Here is a 17908-nt window from a genome sequence, read left to right on the forward strand (position 1 = left end):
TCACTTGAGCTCACCCAGCAGCGGAATAATCTTCTTATTTAATAGATCCATGGTGATTGGTCCAATATGTTTAAAGCGGATCACACCAGCCTTATCAATCACATAGGTCTCTGGAACACCATAGACACCGTAGTCAATACCCACTCGACCATTAGCATCAAATGCAGACAAAACATAAGGGTTACCTTGGCGAGCAAGCATGGCCATAGCATCATCACGCTTGTCTTTGTAATCCAAGCCAATAATCGGCGCAACCTGCAACTTACCTAGCTCAACTAAAACAGGATGCTCTTCGCGGCAAGCGACGCACCAAGAGGCCCATACATTCAAAATCCAGGGCTTGCCTTTCATGCTTTCAGGCGAAAAGGTTTTTTGAGGATCTGCCAGTTGGGGTAACTCAAAAGCAGGAGCTTGCTTACCAATCAAGGGAGAAGGCAACTCATGAGGATCACGGCTTAGGCCAACAGCTAAAAATCCAACCAAAATTACAAACAAGAGGAGTGGAATTAAAAACTTGGCCTTCATACTGCAACTTTCCTCAACTTCATGCGATAGCGCTTATCCGACATTGCTAATACACCACCCAATGCCATCAACAAACAACCGCCCCAAATCCAATCAACAAAAGGCTTGTAGTAGACACGAACAGCCCATGCCTTATCTTCCAACTCTTCGCCCAACGAAACATAGATGTCTCTAGTGAGACCCGCATCAATTGCCGCCTCAGTCATTGGCATTGTTGAAGAGAAGTAGCTACGCTTTTCTGGGTACATTGTGGCTTCTAGCTTCCCATTGCGACTTAACAAGAAAGTGCCCTGCATTGCTTTGTAATTAGGGCCAGGAACAGAACTCACACCCTTGAGCTGAATGTCGTAACCACCAACGCTAACGCTTTCACCTGCCAGCATGCGTACATCTTTTTCTTCTTGGTAAGCGCCCACCATAGTGACGCCAATCACGAACACCGCTATACCCAGGTGCGCTACCTGCATTCCAATAAATGAACGTGTTGGCTTACCCGCTTTTGCCTGGCGAATAATCTGCAGAATACCTGAAGCAATCACCCAGAAAGCCAATAAGAAACCAAGACTGCTAAGCCAGGTGAATTCACCCATGACAAATGGAATCAAAGCTGCGGCAATGACTGCTACTAATGCCGCAATCCATAAGCGCTTGATTACATCCAATAGATTGGAGTTTTTCCAACTAGTCCAAGGCCCTATTCCCATCAGCACCAGCAAAGGAATCATGATAGGTACAAAGACGCTGTTGAAATATGGAGGCCCAACTGAGATCTTCCCTAGATGCAAAGCATCAATCAACAGGGGGTAGAGAGTCCCCAACAGCACAGACGCGGCAGACACCACCAAGAAAACATTACCGAGCAAAATAAAGGTTTCACGCGAAGTGAAGCTGAACTTTCCACCAAGCGTACTTTTAGGAGCGCGCCATGCGTAGAGCGTTAAGGAGGAGCCGACAACCAGCACCAAGAAAATCAAAATAAAGATGCCACGTCTCGGATCGGTTGCAAAAGCATGGACTGACGTGAGGACTCCAGAGCGCACCAAGAACGTTCCTAGAAGTGATAGTGAGAAAGCAGTGATGGCTAACAACACTGTCCAACTCTTGAATCCGCCACGCTTCTCGGTAACCGCTAAAGAATGGAGCAATGCAGTACCCACAAGCCATGGAATGAATGAAGCATTCTCAACAGGATCCCAGAACCACCAACCGCCCCAACCCAATTCGTAATAAGCCCACCAAGAACCTAATGCGATACCGAGCGTTAGAAATACCCAGGCAGCCGTTGTCCAAGGACGCGACCAGCGCGCCCAAGCGGCATCCAATCGGCCGGACAGTAAAGAAGCAATCGCAAAGGCGAACGCTACTGAAAAACCAACGTAACCCATGTACAGCATTGGTGGATGAAACACCAAGCCCGGATCTTGCAGAAGCGGATTTAATGAGCGACCATCTTGCGCGGCTGGCAAAAGCCTTTCAAAGGGATTCGATGTGGTGAGCACAAACAAGAGCAGTCCTGTAGTTACCAAACCCAAAACACCAATCACACGAGCGACCATAAATTCATCGAGTGATTTAGAGAGTTGAGAAACCAAGAATGTCCAAGTGGATAGCAAAAAGATCCATAGCAATAGGGAGCCTTCGTGTCCACCCCATACCGCACCCAAGCGATAGATGACAGGCATTTGTGAATTTGAATGCTCTGCTACATAAAGCACAGAGAAATCATTCGAATAAAAGCTCCAGGCCAAAATCACAAATGCAATAGCCAGTAATAGGAATGCTGTTTGTGCAGCTGGCCTAGCTAATAGAATCCACTCGCGACGACCTTGATGTGCGCCAACTAATGGAAGTACCCCTTGAATAATGGCGATACATAAAGCGAGAATTAATGCGTAATGCCCAAACTCAGGAATCATTATTTATTTCCATTTTTTTGAGCCTGCTCTAAAGCATGCTTAGCCTCTGGAGGCATATAGTTCTCATCATGCTTAGCCAATACTTCGCTAGCAATAAATTGTCCATCTGGATTAAGGCGGCCCTGAATGACTGCGCCCTTACCCTCTTTAAATAAATCCGGAAGAATGCCGGTGTAGGCCACAGGAATATCCTTCACCATATCGGTAATAACAAAGTGCACCGTTAAACCATCTCGTTTAACTGACCCATCCTTAACCATGCCCCCAATTCGAAAAACTTGGCCGGCAGGTGATTTACCAGCAGCAACTTCACTAGGCGTGACATATAAGGCAATATTGCTATTTAAAGCATTCAAAATGAGTACTGTCGCAATGCCAATAGCAATGAGTGCGCCAACAATAATGGCTGCTCGTTTATATCTTGGTTTCAATTGTTACTACCCTTTTGATCAAACTGCTCCGCCATGACTTCACGCTGAAGTCTGCGTACGATCGCCTTATGGCGCGCGCGAATAGCCAGAGGCTCCAAGAAAAGTACTAAAGCACAAACGCCAAAGCTGCACCATACATATAGCGCGTAACCACCCATCGCAAAGAATTCAGCTGGACTATTCCACATTAAGGCTTCACCTCGTTTAATTGCTTAACCCAATCAGTATGGGCCTCACGCTCCAAAATGATGGCGCGTACACGCATTAACCCTACTGCGATTGAGTACATCCAGAAGCATAAAGCCATCAACAGCATTCCCCAAAGCATTGTCTGGGCCATGGCTGGAGCCTTCGTTAATGAAACGGAGGCGCCTTGATGCAAGGTATTCCACCATTTCACTGAAAAATAAATAATAGGCACATTCACAACGCCCACTAAAGCCAAAATGGCGCCAGCTTTATCAGCACGGCGAGCGTTATCAATAGAAGCCTGCAAAGCGATAAATCCAAGATACAAAAAGAGTAGGATTAACTCAGAAGTTAAGCGTGCATCCCAGACCCACCAAGCACCCCACATCGGCTTGCCCCAAAAGGCACCAGTCCAAAGAGATAGAAATGCCATCCAAGCTCCAATTGGAGCTAAGGCCTGCGCCATCATGGCAGATAGGCGCGTATTAAATACCAAGCCCAATCCCGCCCAAGCGGCCATGACTAAATAGATGAACATGGACATCCAAGAAGCAGGCACATGAATAAAGATGATGCGGTAACCCTGACCCTGGACGGCATCTACTGGCGCTACGAAGAAGCTCACCCACAAGCCGGCAACTCCAAAAATAATGGTGAGCGCCCAGAACCAGGGAATCATTTTTCCAGCCAGCGGATAAAAAGTGCTCGGGCTCGAGAACTTGAACCAGTTCATCACGCGACTAGAAGATAAATTATTTACATTACTCATTCGATAGCAATCTTGACTGCATTAGCACTAACCCAAGGCACAAATGCTAATGCCAAAATGAATAAAGCGCCCAATAGTGAAAAATGTCCTGTGATATCCAGCCCTACGCTGCTGGCATAAACGGCACCAGCACCAAAAATCAATACAGGTATGTAGAGCGGCAAGATCAGAAGGCTCATCAATACACTGCCGCCCCTCACCCCTAGAGTGAGAGCGGCACCAATTGAGCCCAGCAGGGATAAAACGGGTGTTCCCAACAATAAAGCTGCCATCAGCACCTTTAAAGACTGGGCATCCAAATCAAACTGAATGCCAATGACAGGCGCTAGCAAAACAAGAGGCAGACCACAGACTAACCAATGGGCAAAAATCTTGCCAAACACTAATGCCGTAAATGAATTCGGGGACAAGATCAATTGCTCTAAGGTGCCATCCGCGTAATCAGCCGCAAACATTCGCTGCAATCCCAGTAATGTAGAAAGTAAAGCGGCAACCCAAATTACGCCAGGTGCAATCTTTCTCAGTAAAGCGGTATCAGCGCCAACTCCCAATGGAAATAGGCTAGTCACAATCACGAAGAAAAATAATGCGGTAAGTACCTCGCTCTTGCGACGCATCACTAGCAGCAGATCACGATGGACGATAGCAATAAAGGCGTTCATAGATCCAGCACCCGCAGACCAGGGATCGCTACAGGCTGGTGACTTGTCAGCACTACCAAGCCATTGCTCTTAAGGTGCTCAGTTATCAAATCTTGCAACACCTGCATCGCATGAGTATCTAAAGCATTAAAAGGCTCATCCAAAATCCATACTTGCGCACCGCGCGTCAACATGCGTGCCATCAGGACACGTTTTTTCTGACCTGCTGATAAGCAATTCACAGGCAGATCTTCGCGCCCCTTTAAGCCAAATCGCCACAATGAAGCAAAAGCATCTTGCTCGGAAAGAGTTATGCCGTCGATTGCCGCATAAAGGCGCAAATTTTCAATGGCACTGAGATCCTCTTTCAGGGCATCACGGTGACCCAAAAATAAAAGTTTGCCGTGATACTCAGATGCTTCTTTTTTGATGGAGTGTCCGTTCCAGAGAATCTCTCCAGACTCCGGGGAGGTCAAGCCAGTTAATAGGCGCAAAAGGCTTGTTTTGCCCACACCATTCTCACCACGAATATGCAAACACTGACCGGCAAGCACCTGCAAATCAAGCCCTGAAAACAGCTCTCTCTCGCCGCGAATGCAGGTAAGTGCACGAGCCTCAAGGACTGAGGCTGAAGATGCTGGAAAGGAGTGATTAATGGCTGTCATCGGAAGAAATGGCTTGAATCAAACCACCTCAGGCATTGTCCAAGACCCACTTAGGGCTGTCAAACGGCCTAAAACAGTATTTAAAGAATAAATTTCTTTTAATTCAATTGCTTAGCTAATTATAAGCTGAGTAGGCGGGAAGCATTTTTCCCTCTGAGTCATGCTGCCATGTAGGTTCAACGCCAATCTTGACGGGGATACGAGGATTACTAACCTTCTGAGGACATTTGAGGGAGCTTTGCAACGGATAGGCCTTGTACCTGATATTGACTAATCAGACCCGCCACTAAACCAGATTCAATAAATTCCGCCACACATGCATTTAAAAATTCAATCGACTCAAGGTGGGATTTTTGAGCAGCAACCGCCTGCTGAATTCCAGTGAATTGACCATCCAGAATTCTAGATCCAGGAATATCTCTAGCAACGGAAACTAGACCAGTTTTCAAACCTGCTAAAGCATCTAATTTTTCACTGATAAACAATTCATTGCTCGCTTTCACGCTATCAGCATGCACTAAGCTGGCATGCTTGAGGTTGCGCTGCAACCAAAGGTCATAAGCACTCTTATAAAAAGAGGCAATCCGAATGCCTGGCTGATCTACCTGCGATACCTCAGTAATAGGTGAATTGGCGGGCACCAAGTAAGTAGCCGCTAGCTCGACATAAGCAGGTGTGAATGTAATCTTTTGAGCGCGAGCGGGATCGGAACCCAATAATGAGATGCCACACCTCCCACTAGCGACAGCTTCAACCACTTCGACCTGCGTACTAAAGCCTATCAGGTTTACCTCTACACCCAAACGCTTTGCAATGGCTCGACAGATATCCGGTGAGATGCCAGTCGGCTCGCCAGTGGATGATCGACCAGTAACCAAAAGGATGTTGCCCAAATACACCCCAGCAGATAAAACACCGCTAGGCGCGAGCTGCTCTAGTACTTTAGGTGAAACGGTATTCAAAGACATCTCCAAATTTTTATCAGTCACCGAAACTATACCTAAGTAGAAATAGAATGAACTAGGATTTCCAAAAGAGATTGATCTTCTGTGGCGATTCTGTCTTGACAGTAACAGACCTCTTCTGAACCACGCCTTGATAGCTTCCCTCAAGCAGGTAATCGCCTGCAGGTAAATTCATGAGCATATAGGGGCCATCAGCTTGCGCATCAAGTACGACCTGATTCTTAGCGTTCAGAACTTTAATCTTGGCGCCGAAGATCCAAACACCGCGACCATTCTCTAACTGCGATAGCTCTAGCAATACAGGCCACTGCTTAGCCTCAGCCAAAATTGCTTGTGATTCCTCTTCCCCTACCCCGCCAGAGATGTAAGAAATTCCCTGGGAATATTGTGTATTCGGTATTTGCGCGAACACTATTGAGGAACAGGTAATACAGACCGCAGAAAGAATCGACTTGATATTGAAGTTCATGTGAGTCTCTTTTAGTGAGTCTAAGTGCTTCAATTCATTTTACAGTTAAGTAGATCAGTTGAGCAGGCATATAAAAAGTAAAAAACCCCGCACAGGCGGGGCTTTTCAATAAACCACATCAGATCAAATGTTCGGTAACCCACATTAAGGGGTAATCACAATCGCTCCCGAAACTTTTCTTCCCTCAGCTGCCTTGTGTGCTTCAGCAGCTTGCTCAAGAGTGAACTTAGCACCGATTTGCACTTTTACACGGCCTTGCGCAATCGCATCAAATACCGCGCGGGCATTTTCTTGAAGCAACTCAGGAGTGGCATTGTGAGGGAACACAGAAGGTCTTGTTAAGAAGAGGCAGCCCTTCTTATTGAGAATCTCTGGCTGAATCTCTGGCGCTGGGCCAGAAGCCGCACCAAATAAAGCCACCGTACCAAATGGAGCAGCACACTCGAGAGATCCCAGGAAAGTAGTTTTAGCAACAGAGTCGTAAACCACATTCGCCTTGCGACCACCTGTTGCCTTGATAACTTCCTCAACCCAATTGGGTTTTGAGTAATCGACCACAGCATCACATCCAGCTTCTTTTGCTGCAGCAAACTTAGCTTCAGAGCCAACAGTGCCAACTACAAAAGCACCTAATGATTTTGCCCAACCCGCTAAGATTTGGCCAACACCACCAGCAGCAGCATGCACAAGCACAACATCACCAGCTTTGACCTTGTAGGTCTTTTGAATTAAGTATTGCGCAGTCATTGCCTTGAAGAACACAGCAGCAGCAACTTCATCAGAGACATTGTCTGGTACCGACACCAGCTTATCCACCGCCACATTACGTGCGCTGGCATAAGCGCCGATACCAGCATTCATATACACCACACGATCACCCACCTTAAATCGAGTGACACCTTCACCAAGCGCCTCGACCACACCAACCGCTTCGTGGCCTAAGCCTGTTGGCAATTCCAATGGGTAAACACCTGAGCGCTGATAGACGTCGATAAAGTTAAAACCAATTGCAGTTTGACGAAGCTGTACTTCGCCTTTTCCTGGGGCTGGCAGCTCTTTATCAATTAACTGAATTACATCGGCACTACCGAGTTCTGAAAGACTAACAATTCGAGCAGTTGTCACAAGTCACCTTATTATTTTTATAGAAAAATTTATCTTACCGCAACAGAAGAAGATGGGATCTCTTCATCCTCAACGATAGCCCAGGTACTATCACCGAGCTTTTTAACTGCCATGACATAGGTCCAGGAATCAGGTATGCCACAACTCCATTGATCGGGGCCATTCTGAATCAATACATTTGCACCAATGCGGCTATCGAAATATAGGTGATAGGTTTTGCCATGTAGAGGATTGAAGCCAAATTTAGCGCTATGCACCATTTCTGTTGCGTCTAATCTTGCTTGAAGAGCACGCGCCTGCTTCATCAATACTTCCGCCTGCTCCATGATGCGGTCGTATTCAAGCTTGGCATTTTGGCGAGCGACATTGACCGCCTTGTCTTTCTCTTCCAAGACTTTGATCGGCGCAAATACAGGTGCACCCACTTCCATGGGATATTCAATACCAGCATGTCGTGCTGGATCGGTGTCTTCTATTCGCATTGCAATCTTTAAGCTGTTGATTTAATTGGTCAAAGTGTGACACAAAACCAAAAACTGTGCCGCCCCTGCCTATAAGGCGTTCAGATTGCCCAAAATGGTCTTAGCGTGATCCTGAATAGACCGTTGATCTGACTCATCAATTCTGGATAAGTTGGCGGTCATCAAACGGGTCCGCGGGCTTGCCTCAAATTGCTTGCGATGGTTAATGAGGAAGTTCCAATACAGGTTAGTCATTGGACAGGCCCCCTCACCAAAGCGGATATCAGGCTTATATTGGCATGAACCGCAATAGTTACTCATGCGCTTGATATAAGCACCGCTCGCAATATAAGGCTTGCTAGTGAAGCGGCCACCACTGGCAAACAAGGCCATACCCGCAGTATTGGGCAACTCCACCCATTCAATCGCATCCACATAAATAGCCAGATACCAATCACATACTTCTTTAGGCAGAATCTCAGCGAGTAGCGCGAAGTTCCCGGTGACCATCAAACGCTGGATGTGATGGGCATAGCCGTACTGCAGCGTTTGCCCAATAGACTCCTGCATGCATTTCATCTTGGTATCGCCGGTCCAATACCAGTCCGGCAAAGAGTTCTGGTGCTTGTAAAAATTGTCTTCGGCCATTTGCGGCATATCGAGGTAGTACATGCCGCGCACAAATTCTCGCCATCCTAAGATCTGGCGAATAAATCCTTCTACAGTTGCCAGCTCTAAGTCATGTTTTTTCCAAGCGAGTAAAACGGCATCGATGACTTCTCTGGGATTAAGTAATTTCAGATTGAGCGAGCTAGACAACAGCGAGTGCCAACCAAAAGGCGTATCCGTCCACATCGCATCTTCATAAATACCGAAAGTTGCTAAACGATGCTCCACAAATCCCTCTAGGGCTTGCAGCGCTTGCTGGCGAGTCACAGGCCACTGGAAGTGTGCCAATGATCCTGGGTGGTCTGAGTAACGCTCTTCCACTTCAGCCAAAACAGTTTTGGTAATAGCGTCTGGTTCAAATAATTCTGGGGGCGGGATCAAGCCGGGACCCTTCTTTGGAAAGGGCTTGCGATTATCTCGATCAAAGTTCCACTGGCCACCTTCAGGATTGCCTTCTTTGTCGACCAAAATATTGTGAGTCTTACGCATTAGTCGATAGAAATACTCCAGACGTAATTCTTTCTTACCAGCAACCCAGCTAGAAAATTCCTGACGTGAGCAATAGAAATGTGGATCCTCCTGCATTTCTAATTCAATGGTTAATTCAGAGGCTAATTTTTCAATTTCACACTTGAGTCGATATTCCCCCGGCTCAAGACAAACCAAATGAGTACATTTTTCTTTTTTAATAATCGCTCGTAGCGTGTCGCCAATAGATTTAGGAGACTGCTTGATATATTGCAGCGGTATACCAAGCTCTTCTAGCTGCTTGGCAAAGTGGCGCATTGCCGATAAAAACAAAGCAATTTTTGCCTTATGAGACCAGACATACTGAGCCTCATCCGCAGACTCAATCATGACTACCTGATCGGTCTTAGGATTGATTTTTTTTATTACCGGGCTATTGATATCTAATTGATCACCCAGAATGAGAACGAGCTTCTTCAAGTATCTATCCTCGCTAATTGCCGGGCCTAGCGCTTGTAAAAGCTCAGGGTAACCTCGCCAAGATCAATACCAAACTTACTCATCTTGGCTTTATTCAGCATGACCTTAGGCGTTACCAGGTACATCCAATCATTAAATTGCACGTGATAGATCGTCCCATCTACTGGTAGTGCCAAGGTGTATGTCCAATTGAGTGCATTGCCTGCTGATTCCCCTAATGCGTCACCTACAACATCATCTGCCCTACCAATATATTTACCAGGGGCAGTTTCAGTCAAAGTCCAAATACGCTTTTGCTTAGTGCCATCGGAGTATTCAAAGCTCTCATCAAGGGTGCCTACTTTTTTACCGTCAATCACTTTCCACTGGGCAACCAAAAGGACGGTAAATCGTTTTTTTACCTCACCACTTCGATCAGTAAAGATGCCATAGGCATCTATCGTGCCATTAAAGTATTCACTAAGATCTAAATTGGGTTTCTCATTTGCATACTGCGTTACTGATGGTGAGGAGCAGGCAAACAAACCTGAAATCACTAAACCTAGGATCATCCATTTTGCAGCGGTATAAGTTTTGCGCATTTAACATGCTCCTGAAATAAGCGGTGGCGGGCAACCTTGCCCTAATAATTCTGTCCTGAGTTTTGGCGCACTCGTTTTTGAATCCAACCAAATGCCAAAAAAGGCTTTTGCAAAATCAGCTCCCTGAATTTGCGATATCTTCCTGCCCTCATAAAAGAAGCTGGTGCCCTGCTTAGGGATATAGACAGCAGCAATAGTCTGGCCGGGCTCCACATTAGGAAGAATGCTTGCTAACTCCTTACCCCAAGATGCCGCTTGAGAATCAGAGACGCCTAAATTTTTCATCTCTTCGGCCGTACGGTTGGCAATTGCTTCGCCCGTGAATGATCTCTGATACTTCAGCTCGAGAGCAAACTCTTGAGAATCCTTGGCTGCGCCACGGTACAGATTGGCATCGTAAACATGAAAACCCCAAAAGTTCAGTCTACCCAAACCCTGTAATTGGACTTGACCCATCATGCTCTTAATATGTGGCGGTTCCTTAGGGAAACTGTTTGGAGTGAGTACGCTGAGAGCTAAAGTAAGTACCAATGCACTGGAGAGCTTCATATCTTTATCCCTTTCTATTTACTAGTCGTAAAGCAAGGGGTCCAAACAAGGCGGAGATCGCATGGCGATGCTTTGCGAAGAATCGATAGCCTACGTTCCAAAAAGGCTTGAGAGCTGGTCTAGAAAAAATCCATGCGAGCTTAGGGAGATTTGCTCGACTATAAGCTGCTGTAAATACCTCAACCCCTTGGATCAGTTCACCATCATCATATTGTGCACACATAGAAGCCAGGGCCTGATCACAAGAGACGCCAACACGATCAGGGATGTATTGGTCAGAATTAATATCAACAAAGCTGAGCAAGCCTGCCTGATTACGCCCAGAGAGAAATTGAATTTCCGCCTGACATAAAGGACAAAGACCGTCATAGAACATAGTCAGCTTTTTCATGATGCTTATTTTTGCTTGTACTGAGTTGCGCAATAAGCGCGAGTAACCAACTTACTGCGAAGGGCAACATGCTTGGTTGCCCTACCAGTGACTCGCTTGCGCCATAGCTCAAATGAATTGCGTTTGAGATTTTTCCTCATTAAGGCCTTGACTTGGGGCTCGGAATACCCAAAAGTAGCTTCGATCGCATCAAAAGGGGTGCGATCCTCCCAAGCCATCTCAATCAATCTCGAGAGATCGGCTTCTGATAGTGTCTGAGGAAGGCGTGTTGTCATCAAGCAAGTTTAAGACTTATTCAATAAACTGGCTGAGACCCCATTCATTTCCCCTCATACATGCCATTAATCCCTAAACCCTTCCGCGCACTTGTAATTGGCTCCTCCGGAACCATCGGCTCTGCCTTTGTGGAATTACTGGAAAATGATCCGGCATGCTTAGGGGTAACGGGAATTCATCGAAACTCCGATAACCCGATTGATTATCAAGATCTGAGCACCATTGAATCTGCGGCAAAGGCCCTCTCAGATGAAGCGCCCTTTCAGCTCATCATCAATACCATCGGCATATTGCATTCTGCCGATTGGATGCCTGAAAAAAAGCTCGATGATCTCAATGCCGAACAATTGCAGATGTTGATGCAAATTAATGCCATCGGGCCTGGATTGAGTATCAAACACTTTTCCAAGTTACTCGACCCCGCTCACTCTGTCATGGCAACGCTCTCTGCCAAAGTCGGGAGTATTGAAGATAATCGCCTCGGTGGGTGGTACAGCTACCGCGCCTCTAAGGCAGCATTGAATATGCTGATTAAGACAGCATCGATTGAATTCTCTAGAACTAAACCCAACACTGCTTTGGTGGCAATGCATCCAGGGACAGTCAATTCCCACTTATCAAAACCTTTCAAGGGCGAGCAAATTGGCAGACCTCCTTTGGAGGCTGCCATGGATATGTTGAATGTTCTTCTCTCGATCACCAAAGAAGATTCAGGAACCTTTCTAACTTACTCTGGAGAAAGATTACCCTGGTAATTCACAACACCTTATGAAATATTATTCCCAATTTTTAATTGCTCTACTCATGCTTGTCGGGGTGCAGACCACGACCCTCGCTCAAACTGAGTTAGCTAGCGCGATGCAAGATGGTCAACATGTCTTACTCATGCGTCATGCTGATGCGCCTGGATATGGTGATCCTCAGGGCTACCAACTGAATCAATGTGCCACACAACGTAATCTAGGAGAGCGTGGCAGAAAACAAGCTCAAGCGATTGGCGAGTGGCTAACCAAGCAGGGCATTACCAAGGCCCAGGTCTATAGCAGCGCTTGGTGTCGATGTCTTGATACAGCAACCCTTCTTAATAAGGGTTCAGTTAAAAAGGAGGCAGCGCTGGGGTCTTTCTTTGATGATATGAGTCAATCTAAAAAGCAGACTGAAGATTTAGCAAAGCTCATTCAGGCTGAGCGCATCAAATATCCAAACGCACCGATCATTATGGTGACCCATCATGTCAACATCGAATCTTTCACGGGCAAGGTTCTCAATTCAGGTGACATGATCTTAGTTAAGGTCAATTCCTCTGGACAAGCTGTATCGCACAAGCTCTACCCTAGCCCATAACTTCATCAATCAACACATCACTTCCACAAGAGCGACCATGTCAACTGAATTACCCCTCAATGTTTTAGGCCAACCACTGGTTCCCTGCTCCTTTGATCCATTAACAGGATTTTTCAGAGATGGTTGCTGCAAGACCAATGAGCAAGATGCCGGAAGTCATTTGGTTTGCGCAATAGTCAGCAATGACTTTTTGCAATTTAGCCTGAAGCGCGGCAACGATCTGATTACCCCAAGACCGGAGTACCAGTTTCCAGGACTGATAGCAGGGGACCAATGGTGTCTATGTCTTAATCGCTGGATCGAAGCTCTAGAAGCCAACTGTGCACCAATGATTAAACTAGAAAGTACGCACATTAAAGCTTTGGAGAAAGTCTCCCTAGAAGTGCTAGAGCAATATGCGGAAGTAGAAAAACTGTAAAAACTTACTCAGGTGAGAGCCAAAGTTTTCGATAGATTTCTTGAGGATCGTGATCCTGAGTTTGCTTGGCCACATTAAATGGCCTGCCTCCCCTAGGGTCTGTTCCACGTCCAGCGATATACAACCAATTACCTTGATTACTGTAAACGTCATAGTCTATTAATTGGGATTCAAACCAGGCTGCGCCAGCGCGCCAGTCACCTTTCATATCGTATATCCAGTAACTCGCCACAATCTGACGCATCCGATTAGAGAGATAACCGCTTTGCTGAAGCTCGCGCATACCAGCGTCCACTAAAGCAGTTCCAGTAGTTCCTGTGCGCCACTGCTCAAAGCTGGGTGCGTAAGATGGTTTTACGGGTACACCGGTTAAGCCACTAGCGCGATACAACTTCTGACCATACTTAAAGTGAATAAAGCGGAAATAGTCACGCCACAGTAGTTCAAACCAAAGCCAATAGGTACCATCATTCGCGCCGTAACAATGCTCGTACTCGTGGAGTTGCGCCGCTATATCGCGCGCGGAGATGCAGCCCAAGACAAGCCATGCTGAAAACTTACTGGAGTAATCCATGCCAATGAGTTGGTTACGAGTCTCCTTGTAACTATCTGGTAAACGACGCCCAAAATATTGCTTCAGGTGAGCATGCGCATGACTGGCTCCCCCTATTAAATAAGGGTGTAAAAATGAATGGGCTCTAGAAGGCAATATGGAGCCCTGAGGCAAGGTTGCCGGTAGCGCAGGAATTTTCTTGGGCGCATTGATGGGCTGGGCGAACTTGAGCTGAGCCTTTTCAACCTCGCGACGAAATGCAGTAAATACATCAGGCATTTTTTCCAACTCAAATGGGAAGGTCTGTGGATCCAACATGCTGGATTGCCAGAACTCTTCAACATCAACACTCTGCTCCTGCAACATTCGCACTTGCTCAATTTCTTCTGGCGCTTCGATTTGTTCACAATAGATTGCTTGTGCAGACGTATCTTTGAGTAAGCGCAGCAGCACCTCCGCTGGCTTGCCAGAAAACTCCAGCAAATCTGAACCCTGTGCGCGCAACTGAGAATTTAAGTCATCCAAAGATGCTCTCAAAAAAGCCTGGCGATGCGGTCCTTGTCGCTCAAAACCATAAACTGTTTCTTGCTCTTTGGAGTCATGTATATAGACCGGCAGAAGATGATCTGCGCTTAAGCAGGCCTGCGTAAATGCAGGATTATCTGCCAAGCGCAAATCATTGCGAAACCAGTAAATCAATGTCTTCATAGCTTAAGCCTCAGTCTTGCCAGTAGGCTTTTTAGAGCGACAAGCATCAGAGCAATACTTCACTTCATCCCAATTTTTAGCCCAAGACTTACGCCAGGTCATCTCTTTGCCACAGACGAGGCAAGTCTTACTGGGCAAAAATGATTTATTTCCCTTAAAACCTGCTTTTTCAGATCGAGACATACCTACCTATAGAAAAACGAATAGACTCTTGTGCATACCGCATACGTGAGACAGTCTTTGAAAGCTTTTTATACCGACCACTATGTTTTACCACTTCCACCGGGACACCGCTTCCCGATGGAAAAGTACAGCCAGCTACGAGACCTGGTCACCAATCTAGATGGAGTCAAGCTTGTCGAGGCGCCAGCTGCTACGGATACGCAGATTCTCTATGCCCATGACCCTCACTATCTAATTAAAGTCATTTCAGGAGGCCTTAGTCCAAAAGAGCAACAGGAGATTGGCTTTCCTTGGAGCGAGCTCATGGTGGAGCGCTCTAGACGCTCGGCCGGCGCTACTGTCGCAGCCGCCAAAGCCGCCTTAAATGAAGGCTTAGCAGCAAATCTTGCGGGTGGTACACACCATGCCTATCGCAATATGGGTAGCGGCTTCTGCGTGTTTAATGATTCCGCAATTGCAGCAAGAGTATTACAAAAGGAAATTCATGCAAAGCTCAAGGTAGCCGTTGTGGATTTAGATGTACATCAAGGTAATGGCACGGCATCTATCCTACAAAATGATGCCTCTATATTTACCCTCTCCATCCATGGGGAAAATAATTTCCCATTTACCAAAGAGCGGAGTGATTTAGATATTGGGCTGCCTAATGGATGTGAGGATAGCGATTACCTTAGGGCCCTTGATCAAGGCTTAGAAATGCTCAATAGATTCAAACCTGATTTCATTATTTATCTGGCTGGGGCCGATCCACATGAAGGAGACCGCCTAGGAAAACTCAGTATTAGCAAAGATGGCATGCGCCAGCGAGACGAAGCTGTTTTCCAGTATGGGCTAGATCACCAAATCCCGATTGCATTTAGCATGGCAGGTGGCTATGGCAGGGAAATCCAATCAACCGTAGGTATTCACTTTCAAACCATTCAAACTGCACTGCGATACCAACAACAATTTTTATAAATTACTTGCTCTTCGTTGGCAAGGAGTTCAAAGTTTTGACATCGTTTAATTGCTTGTCTACAAGGTACAGCGTTCCACCATAATTTGCCTGTAGATCATATCCAGACAAACCCACTGTATAAATTGAAATATACGGATTGAAAGAGCGTACAGTTCCGCCAGAACCTGCAGAAAAATTAGCGTCAACATCCATACCACCACGTTGCCCATCAATTGAAGTTAATAAGAACTGATCGATGGCATCTGTATTTTTAAAGATGATGACTTGGTACTGCTGCTGATATCCCGCGCCAACTCCCTCACCAGTTTTCATTGCCTCCATAAAGATAGGGGTTGGACGACGCTTATCAAATAGCACGCCCTCACCCCTGGCAAGCACCAGCAATACAACATTCACGTTGGTGGTATCAAAGACGGCATAACCTGGTGCGGCTTCAATCTCTTTTTGGATCGCCGGATTTTGCTTAATTAAAGCAGCTAGGCCCGTCTTCGACATCGCTAGAGTAGCTTGTCGTTTCTGCAGAATCTCTTGCTCGGTCAAGGGCTTTCCATCAATCCCGGTTGACTGACAGCCCACTAGAATGAACGCACAAAGAGCAGCCAACAACCTTGAGAGAAGCAACATAAAGCCTTAAATGAGAAGAATTAAAGTCCACAAAACTTATAAGGATTATAGATTAGGCATAAAAACCATATTTTATATGGTTTAGAGAAGCAATATTAATTAGTAATAATTGTAAATACCCACCAAAATCATCGCCTTTATAGCAAGCACTCGCTAAAATGCAAACGCTATGTATTTCGTTCGAGTCACTTTTCTCTTTTGCATCCTTTTCACGTCATTCATGGCGTGGGCAGTCGACTTGCAACCTAACGATATTGTTGCCCCCCTGCCCAATAAAAATTATGTGACGATTAGTTATCTAAATACCGAGAACTCAACGCTGTATAAAAATGGTTCAGCGCAAGCCGGAAACCCAGTCATTGATACGCAAAGTGCAATTTTTCGTGGGACGCGAAGCTATGATCTTGGCAGTCTGCCAGCAGTCAGCTTCATACAAATACCTTATGGATCAATTCAACCAGCGGGCTCACTAGCAAGTCAAGCAAGTACTACCGGAATTGGTGATCTCACTCTTGCAACAGCAATATGGCCATATCACAACAGAGCTAGCAGAACCTACCTTGGCCTAGCGGGCTATCTGATTAGCCCGACCGGCAGCTATTCCAGTCAACGAGCTTTTAACACTGGTGAGAATCGCTTTCGCACAGACTTTCAGATGGGCTTCCAAACGCCGATCACCTCTAGCGTGGATGGCATGATTGCAGTCGATACCATGTGGTTTGGCGGCAATAGCCAATGTGCAGCTACCTGCAATTCGCTGACCAATGTATCGCTGAACCAAAAGCCCCTAACCACTACACAGCTTGGTCCCATTTATCGTATTAATGAAATTTTCACCGTAGCGGCTTCGTACTTTTATGTAGCAGGTGGTGCAACTTCAATCAACAATAACTACATGAATAACGTGACTAACACGCAAAGATTTTTATTAAGTGGACAAGCTCACACACCAATCGGAAGATTCTCCCTACAGTACGGACGAGATACGGAAATTAAAAATGGCTTTGTTCAAACTCGCTTGCTAGCTGTACGACTCATGAAAGAGTTTTAAGAAATAAGCCTGGCTTATTTATATTGCTTAGTCTGAGTGTTTTTTGTAAGTGGTCCAGTATTTCTGCATCTCAATAAATAGAAATGAAGCGGACCAAGTAATGAGGATGAAGCCAGTTAGCGCCTCGACCCCAGTGAGATACCTCAAGTAGCCTTGTGCCACAATCTCTCCGTAACCCAAAGTGGTAAAGGTAACGAATGATAGATATGCACAATCGAGCAAGATGCCGTGCCCTGAGAGGTTGCCGACTAGACCTCCCATAGAGGGAAACTGCAAGGTAAAGAAATAGCCAAAGGCGAACAACCAGATCTCCACCACGTGCGCCATGAAGATAGCGCCAACCCCTACTAGCACCCTAAAACGGGGCGCAATATGGGCCAACTTAGGCAGCAATCTATCCAACTGAAAAAGCGCCTCGTAATGAAGCAGAATCGCTAAGAGCGCTAGCGATGCATTGACGATGAAAGCAATAATCAGCAGCATGAATAAATTATCCCCC

General features: G+C 46.1%; 25 protein-coding genes. 5 read left to right on the forward strand and 20 right to left on the reverse strand.

Translation table 11 applies throughout. From position 1 onward, the window contains the following. The 16 genes from ICN14_RS04300 to ICN14_RS04375 form a co-directional block, all read right to left on the reverse strand. Positions 1-525: a DsbE family thiol:disulfide interchange protein gene (locus ICN14_RS04300; protein ID WP_216225134.1), complete on the reverse strand. Its 525-nt coding sequence runs from the start codon at positions 523-525 to the stop codon at positions 1-3. Beyond that, positions 522-2441 (reverse strand): heme lyase CcmF/NrfE family subunit, encoded by a 1920-nt coding sequence (locus ICN14_RS04305; RefSeq protein WP_216225136.1) that lies wholly within the window; start codon positions 2439-2441, stop codon positions 522-524. The genes ICN14_RS04300 and ICN14_RS04305 overlap by 4 nt, the downstream gene beginning before the upstream one ends. After that, positions 2441-2872: a cytochrome c maturation protein CcmE gene (ccmE, locus tag ICN14_RS04310; RefSeq protein WP_216225138.1), complete on the reverse strand. Its 432-nt coding sequence runs from the start codon at positions 2870-2872 to the stop codon at positions 2441-2443. Before ccmE ends, ICN14_RS04305 begins: the two co-directional genes overlap by 1 nt. Next, positions 2869-3060, reverse strand: coding sequence for a heme exporter protein CcmD (gene ccmD / locus ICN14_RS04315; RefSeq protein ID WP_216225140.1), 192 nt, complete (start codon positions 3058-3060; stop codon positions 2869-2871). The genes ccmE and ccmD overlap by 4 nt, the downstream gene beginning before the upstream one ends. Then, on the reverse strand, positions 3060-3830 hold the full coding sequence (gene ccmC, locus ICN14_RS04320) for a heme ABC transporter permease CcmC (protein ID WP_216225142.1): 771 nt from the start codon (positions 3828-3830) through the stop codon (positions 3060-3062). Before ccmC ends, ccmD begins: the two co-directional genes overlap by 1 nt. Then, positions 3827-4492 (reverse strand): heme exporter protein CcmB, encoded by a 666-nt coding sequence (gene ccmB, locus ICN14_RS04325; RefSeq protein ID WP_216225144.1) that lies wholly within the window; start codon positions 4490-4492, stop codon positions 3827-3829. The genes ccmC and ccmB overlap by 4 nt, the downstream gene beginning before the upstream one ends. Beyond that, complete coding sequence (gene ccmA / locus ICN14_RS04330; RefSeq protein WP_216225146.1) at positions 4489-5136, reverse strand: cytochrome c biogenesis heme-transporting ATPase CcmA; 648 nt, start codon at positions 5134-5136, stop codon at positions 4489-4491. Before ccmA ends, ccmB begins: the two co-directional genes overlap by 4 nt. Before the next feature lie 209 nt (positions 5137-5345). Then, entirely contained in the window at positions 5346-6125 is a 780-nt protein-coding gene (locus ICN14_RS04335) for a transporter substrate-binding domain-containing protein (RefSeq protein WP_216225148.1), read from the reverse strand. Positions 6126-6156: 31 nt separating this feature from the next. After that, positions 6157-6570, reverse strand: a complete 414-nt coding sequence (locus tag ICN14_RS04340) for a carboxypeptidase-like regulatory domain-containing protein (protein WP_216225150.1) — start codon at positions 6568-6570, stop codon at positions 6157-6159. A 144-nt stretch (positions 6571-6714) separates the two neighbouring features. Further along, the gene (locus tag ICN14_RS04345; RefSeq protein ID WP_216225152.1) at positions 6715-7695 is read right to left on the reverse strand and encodes a zinc-binding dehydrogenase; all 981 of its coding nucleotides are present in this window, start codon (positions 7693-7695) and stop codon (positions 6715-6717) included. Positions 7696-7724: 29 nt separating this feature from the next. Continuing rightward, positions 7725-8177 carry a DUF2452 domain-containing protein gene (locus ICN14_RS04350; RefSeq protein WP_216225154.1) on the reverse strand — a complete coding sequence of 151 codons (453 nt, stop codon included), beginning with the start codon at positions 8175-8177 and terminating at the stop codon, positions 7725-7727. Between the two features lie 69 nt (positions 8178-8246). Next, complete coding sequence (locus ICN14_RS04355) at positions 8247-9773, reverse strand: cryptochrome/photolyase family protein (protein WP_216225156.1); 1527 nt, start codon at positions 9771-9773, stop codon at positions 8247-8249. Between the two features lie 26 nt (positions 9774-9799). After that, positions 9800-10354, reverse strand: a complete 555-nt coding sequence (locus tag ICN14_RS04360; RefSeq protein WP_255535967.1) for a DUF3833 domain-containing protein — start codon at positions 10352-10354, stop codon at positions 9800-9802. Continuing rightward, positions 10355-10903 carry a chalcone isomerase family protein gene (locus ICN14_RS04365; protein WP_216225158.1) on the reverse strand — a complete coding sequence of 183 codons (549 nt, stop codon included), beginning with the start codon at positions 10901-10903 and terminating at the stop codon, positions 10355-10357. Between the two features lie 4 nt (positions 10904-10907). Then, positions 10908-11294 (reverse strand): thiol-disulfide oxidoreductase DCC family protein, encoded by a 387-nt coding sequence (locus tag ICN14_RS04370; protein WP_216225160.1) that lies wholly within the window; start codon positions 11292-11294, stop codon positions 10908-10910. A gap of 5 nt (positions 11295-11299) precedes the next feature. Beyond that, on the reverse strand, positions 11300-11569 hold the full coding sequence (locus tag ICN14_RS04375) for a TIGR03643 family protein (RefSeq protein ID WP_216225162.1): 270 nt from the start codon (positions 11567-11569) through the stop codon (positions 11300-11302). A gap of 60 nt (positions 11570-11629) precedes the next feature. Between ICN14_RS04375 and ICN14_RS04380 the strand changes: the two genes are divergently transcribed. The 3 genes from ICN14_RS04380 to ICN14_RS04390 are packed head-to-tail and all read left to right on the forward strand — an operon-like array spanning position 11630 to position 13332. Continuing rightward, positions 11630-12325, forward strand: coding sequence for an SDR family NAD(P)-dependent oxidoreductase (locus ICN14_RS04380; protein WP_216225164.1), 696 nt, complete (start codon positions 11630-11632; stop codon positions 12323-12325). Positions 12326-12338: 13 nt separating this feature from the next. After that, positions 12339-12914 (forward strand): histidine phosphatase family protein, encoded by a 576-nt coding sequence (locus tag ICN14_RS04385; protein WP_216225167.1) that lies wholly within the window; start codon positions 12339-12341, stop codon positions 12912-12914. A gap of 37 nt (positions 12915-12951) precedes the next feature. Then, positions 12952-13332, forward strand: coding sequence for a DUF2237 family protein (locus ICN14_RS04390; RefSeq protein WP_216225169.1), 381 nt, complete (start codon positions 12952-12954; stop codon positions 13330-13332). Between the two features lie 4 nt (positions 13333-13336). Here ICN14_RS04390 and ICN14_RS04395 read toward each other — a convergent pair whose 3' ends face one another. Both ICN14_RS04395 and ICN14_RS10430 read right to left on the reverse strand, forming a co-directional pair. Then, complete coding sequence (locus ICN14_RS04395; RefSeq protein ID WP_216225171.1) at positions 13337-14593, reverse strand: DASH family cryptochrome; 1257 nt, start codon at positions 14591-14593, stop codon at positions 13337-13339. Positions 14594-14596: 3 nt separating this feature from the next. After that, a complete protein-coding gene (locus ICN14_RS10430; RefSeq protein ID WP_216225173.1) occupies positions 14597-14776 on the reverse strand; it encodes a DUF2256 domain-containing protein in 180 nt (59 codons plus the stop codon). A 57-nt stretch (positions 14777-14833) separates the two neighbouring features. Between ICN14_RS10430 and ICN14_RS04405 the strand changes: the two genes are divergently transcribed. After that, positions 14834-15733: a histone deacetylase gene (locus ICN14_RS04405; protein WP_216225919.1), complete on the forward strand. Its 900-nt coding sequence runs from the start codon at positions 14834-14836 to the stop codon at positions 15731-15733. 1 nt (position 15734) lies between these two features. Here ICN14_RS04405 and ICN14_RS04410 read toward each other — a convergent pair whose 3' ends face one another. Then, positions 15735-16358 carry a hypothetical protein gene (locus ICN14_RS04410; RefSeq protein ID WP_216225175.1) on the reverse strand — a complete coding sequence of 208 codons (624 nt, stop codon included), beginning with the start codon at positions 16356-16358 and terminating at the stop codon, positions 15735-15737. Positions 16359-16578: 220 nt separating this feature from the next. Between ICN14_RS04410 and ICN14_RS04415 the strand changes: the two genes are divergently transcribed. Next, a complete protein-coding gene (locus ICN14_RS04415; protein WP_216225177.1) occupies positions 16579-17409 on the forward strand; it encodes a transporter in 831 nt (276 codons plus the stop codon). Positions 17410-17436: 27 nt separating this feature from the next. Here the strand turns inward: ICN14_RS04415 and ICN14_RS04420 are convergent, their stop codons facing one another. Further along, complete coding sequence (locus ICN14_RS04420) at positions 17437-17892, reverse strand: potassium channel family protein (protein WP_216225179.1); 456 nt, start codon at positions 17890-17892, stop codon at positions 17437-17439. Positions 17893-17908: the final 16 nt, after the last annotated feature.

Origin of the sequence: Polynucleobacter sp. MG-27-Goln-C1, from assembly GCF_018881905.1 — a bacterium.
Taxonomy (GTDB): Bacteria; Pseudomonadota; Gammaproteobacteria; order Burkholderiales; family Burkholderiaceae; genus Polynucleobacter.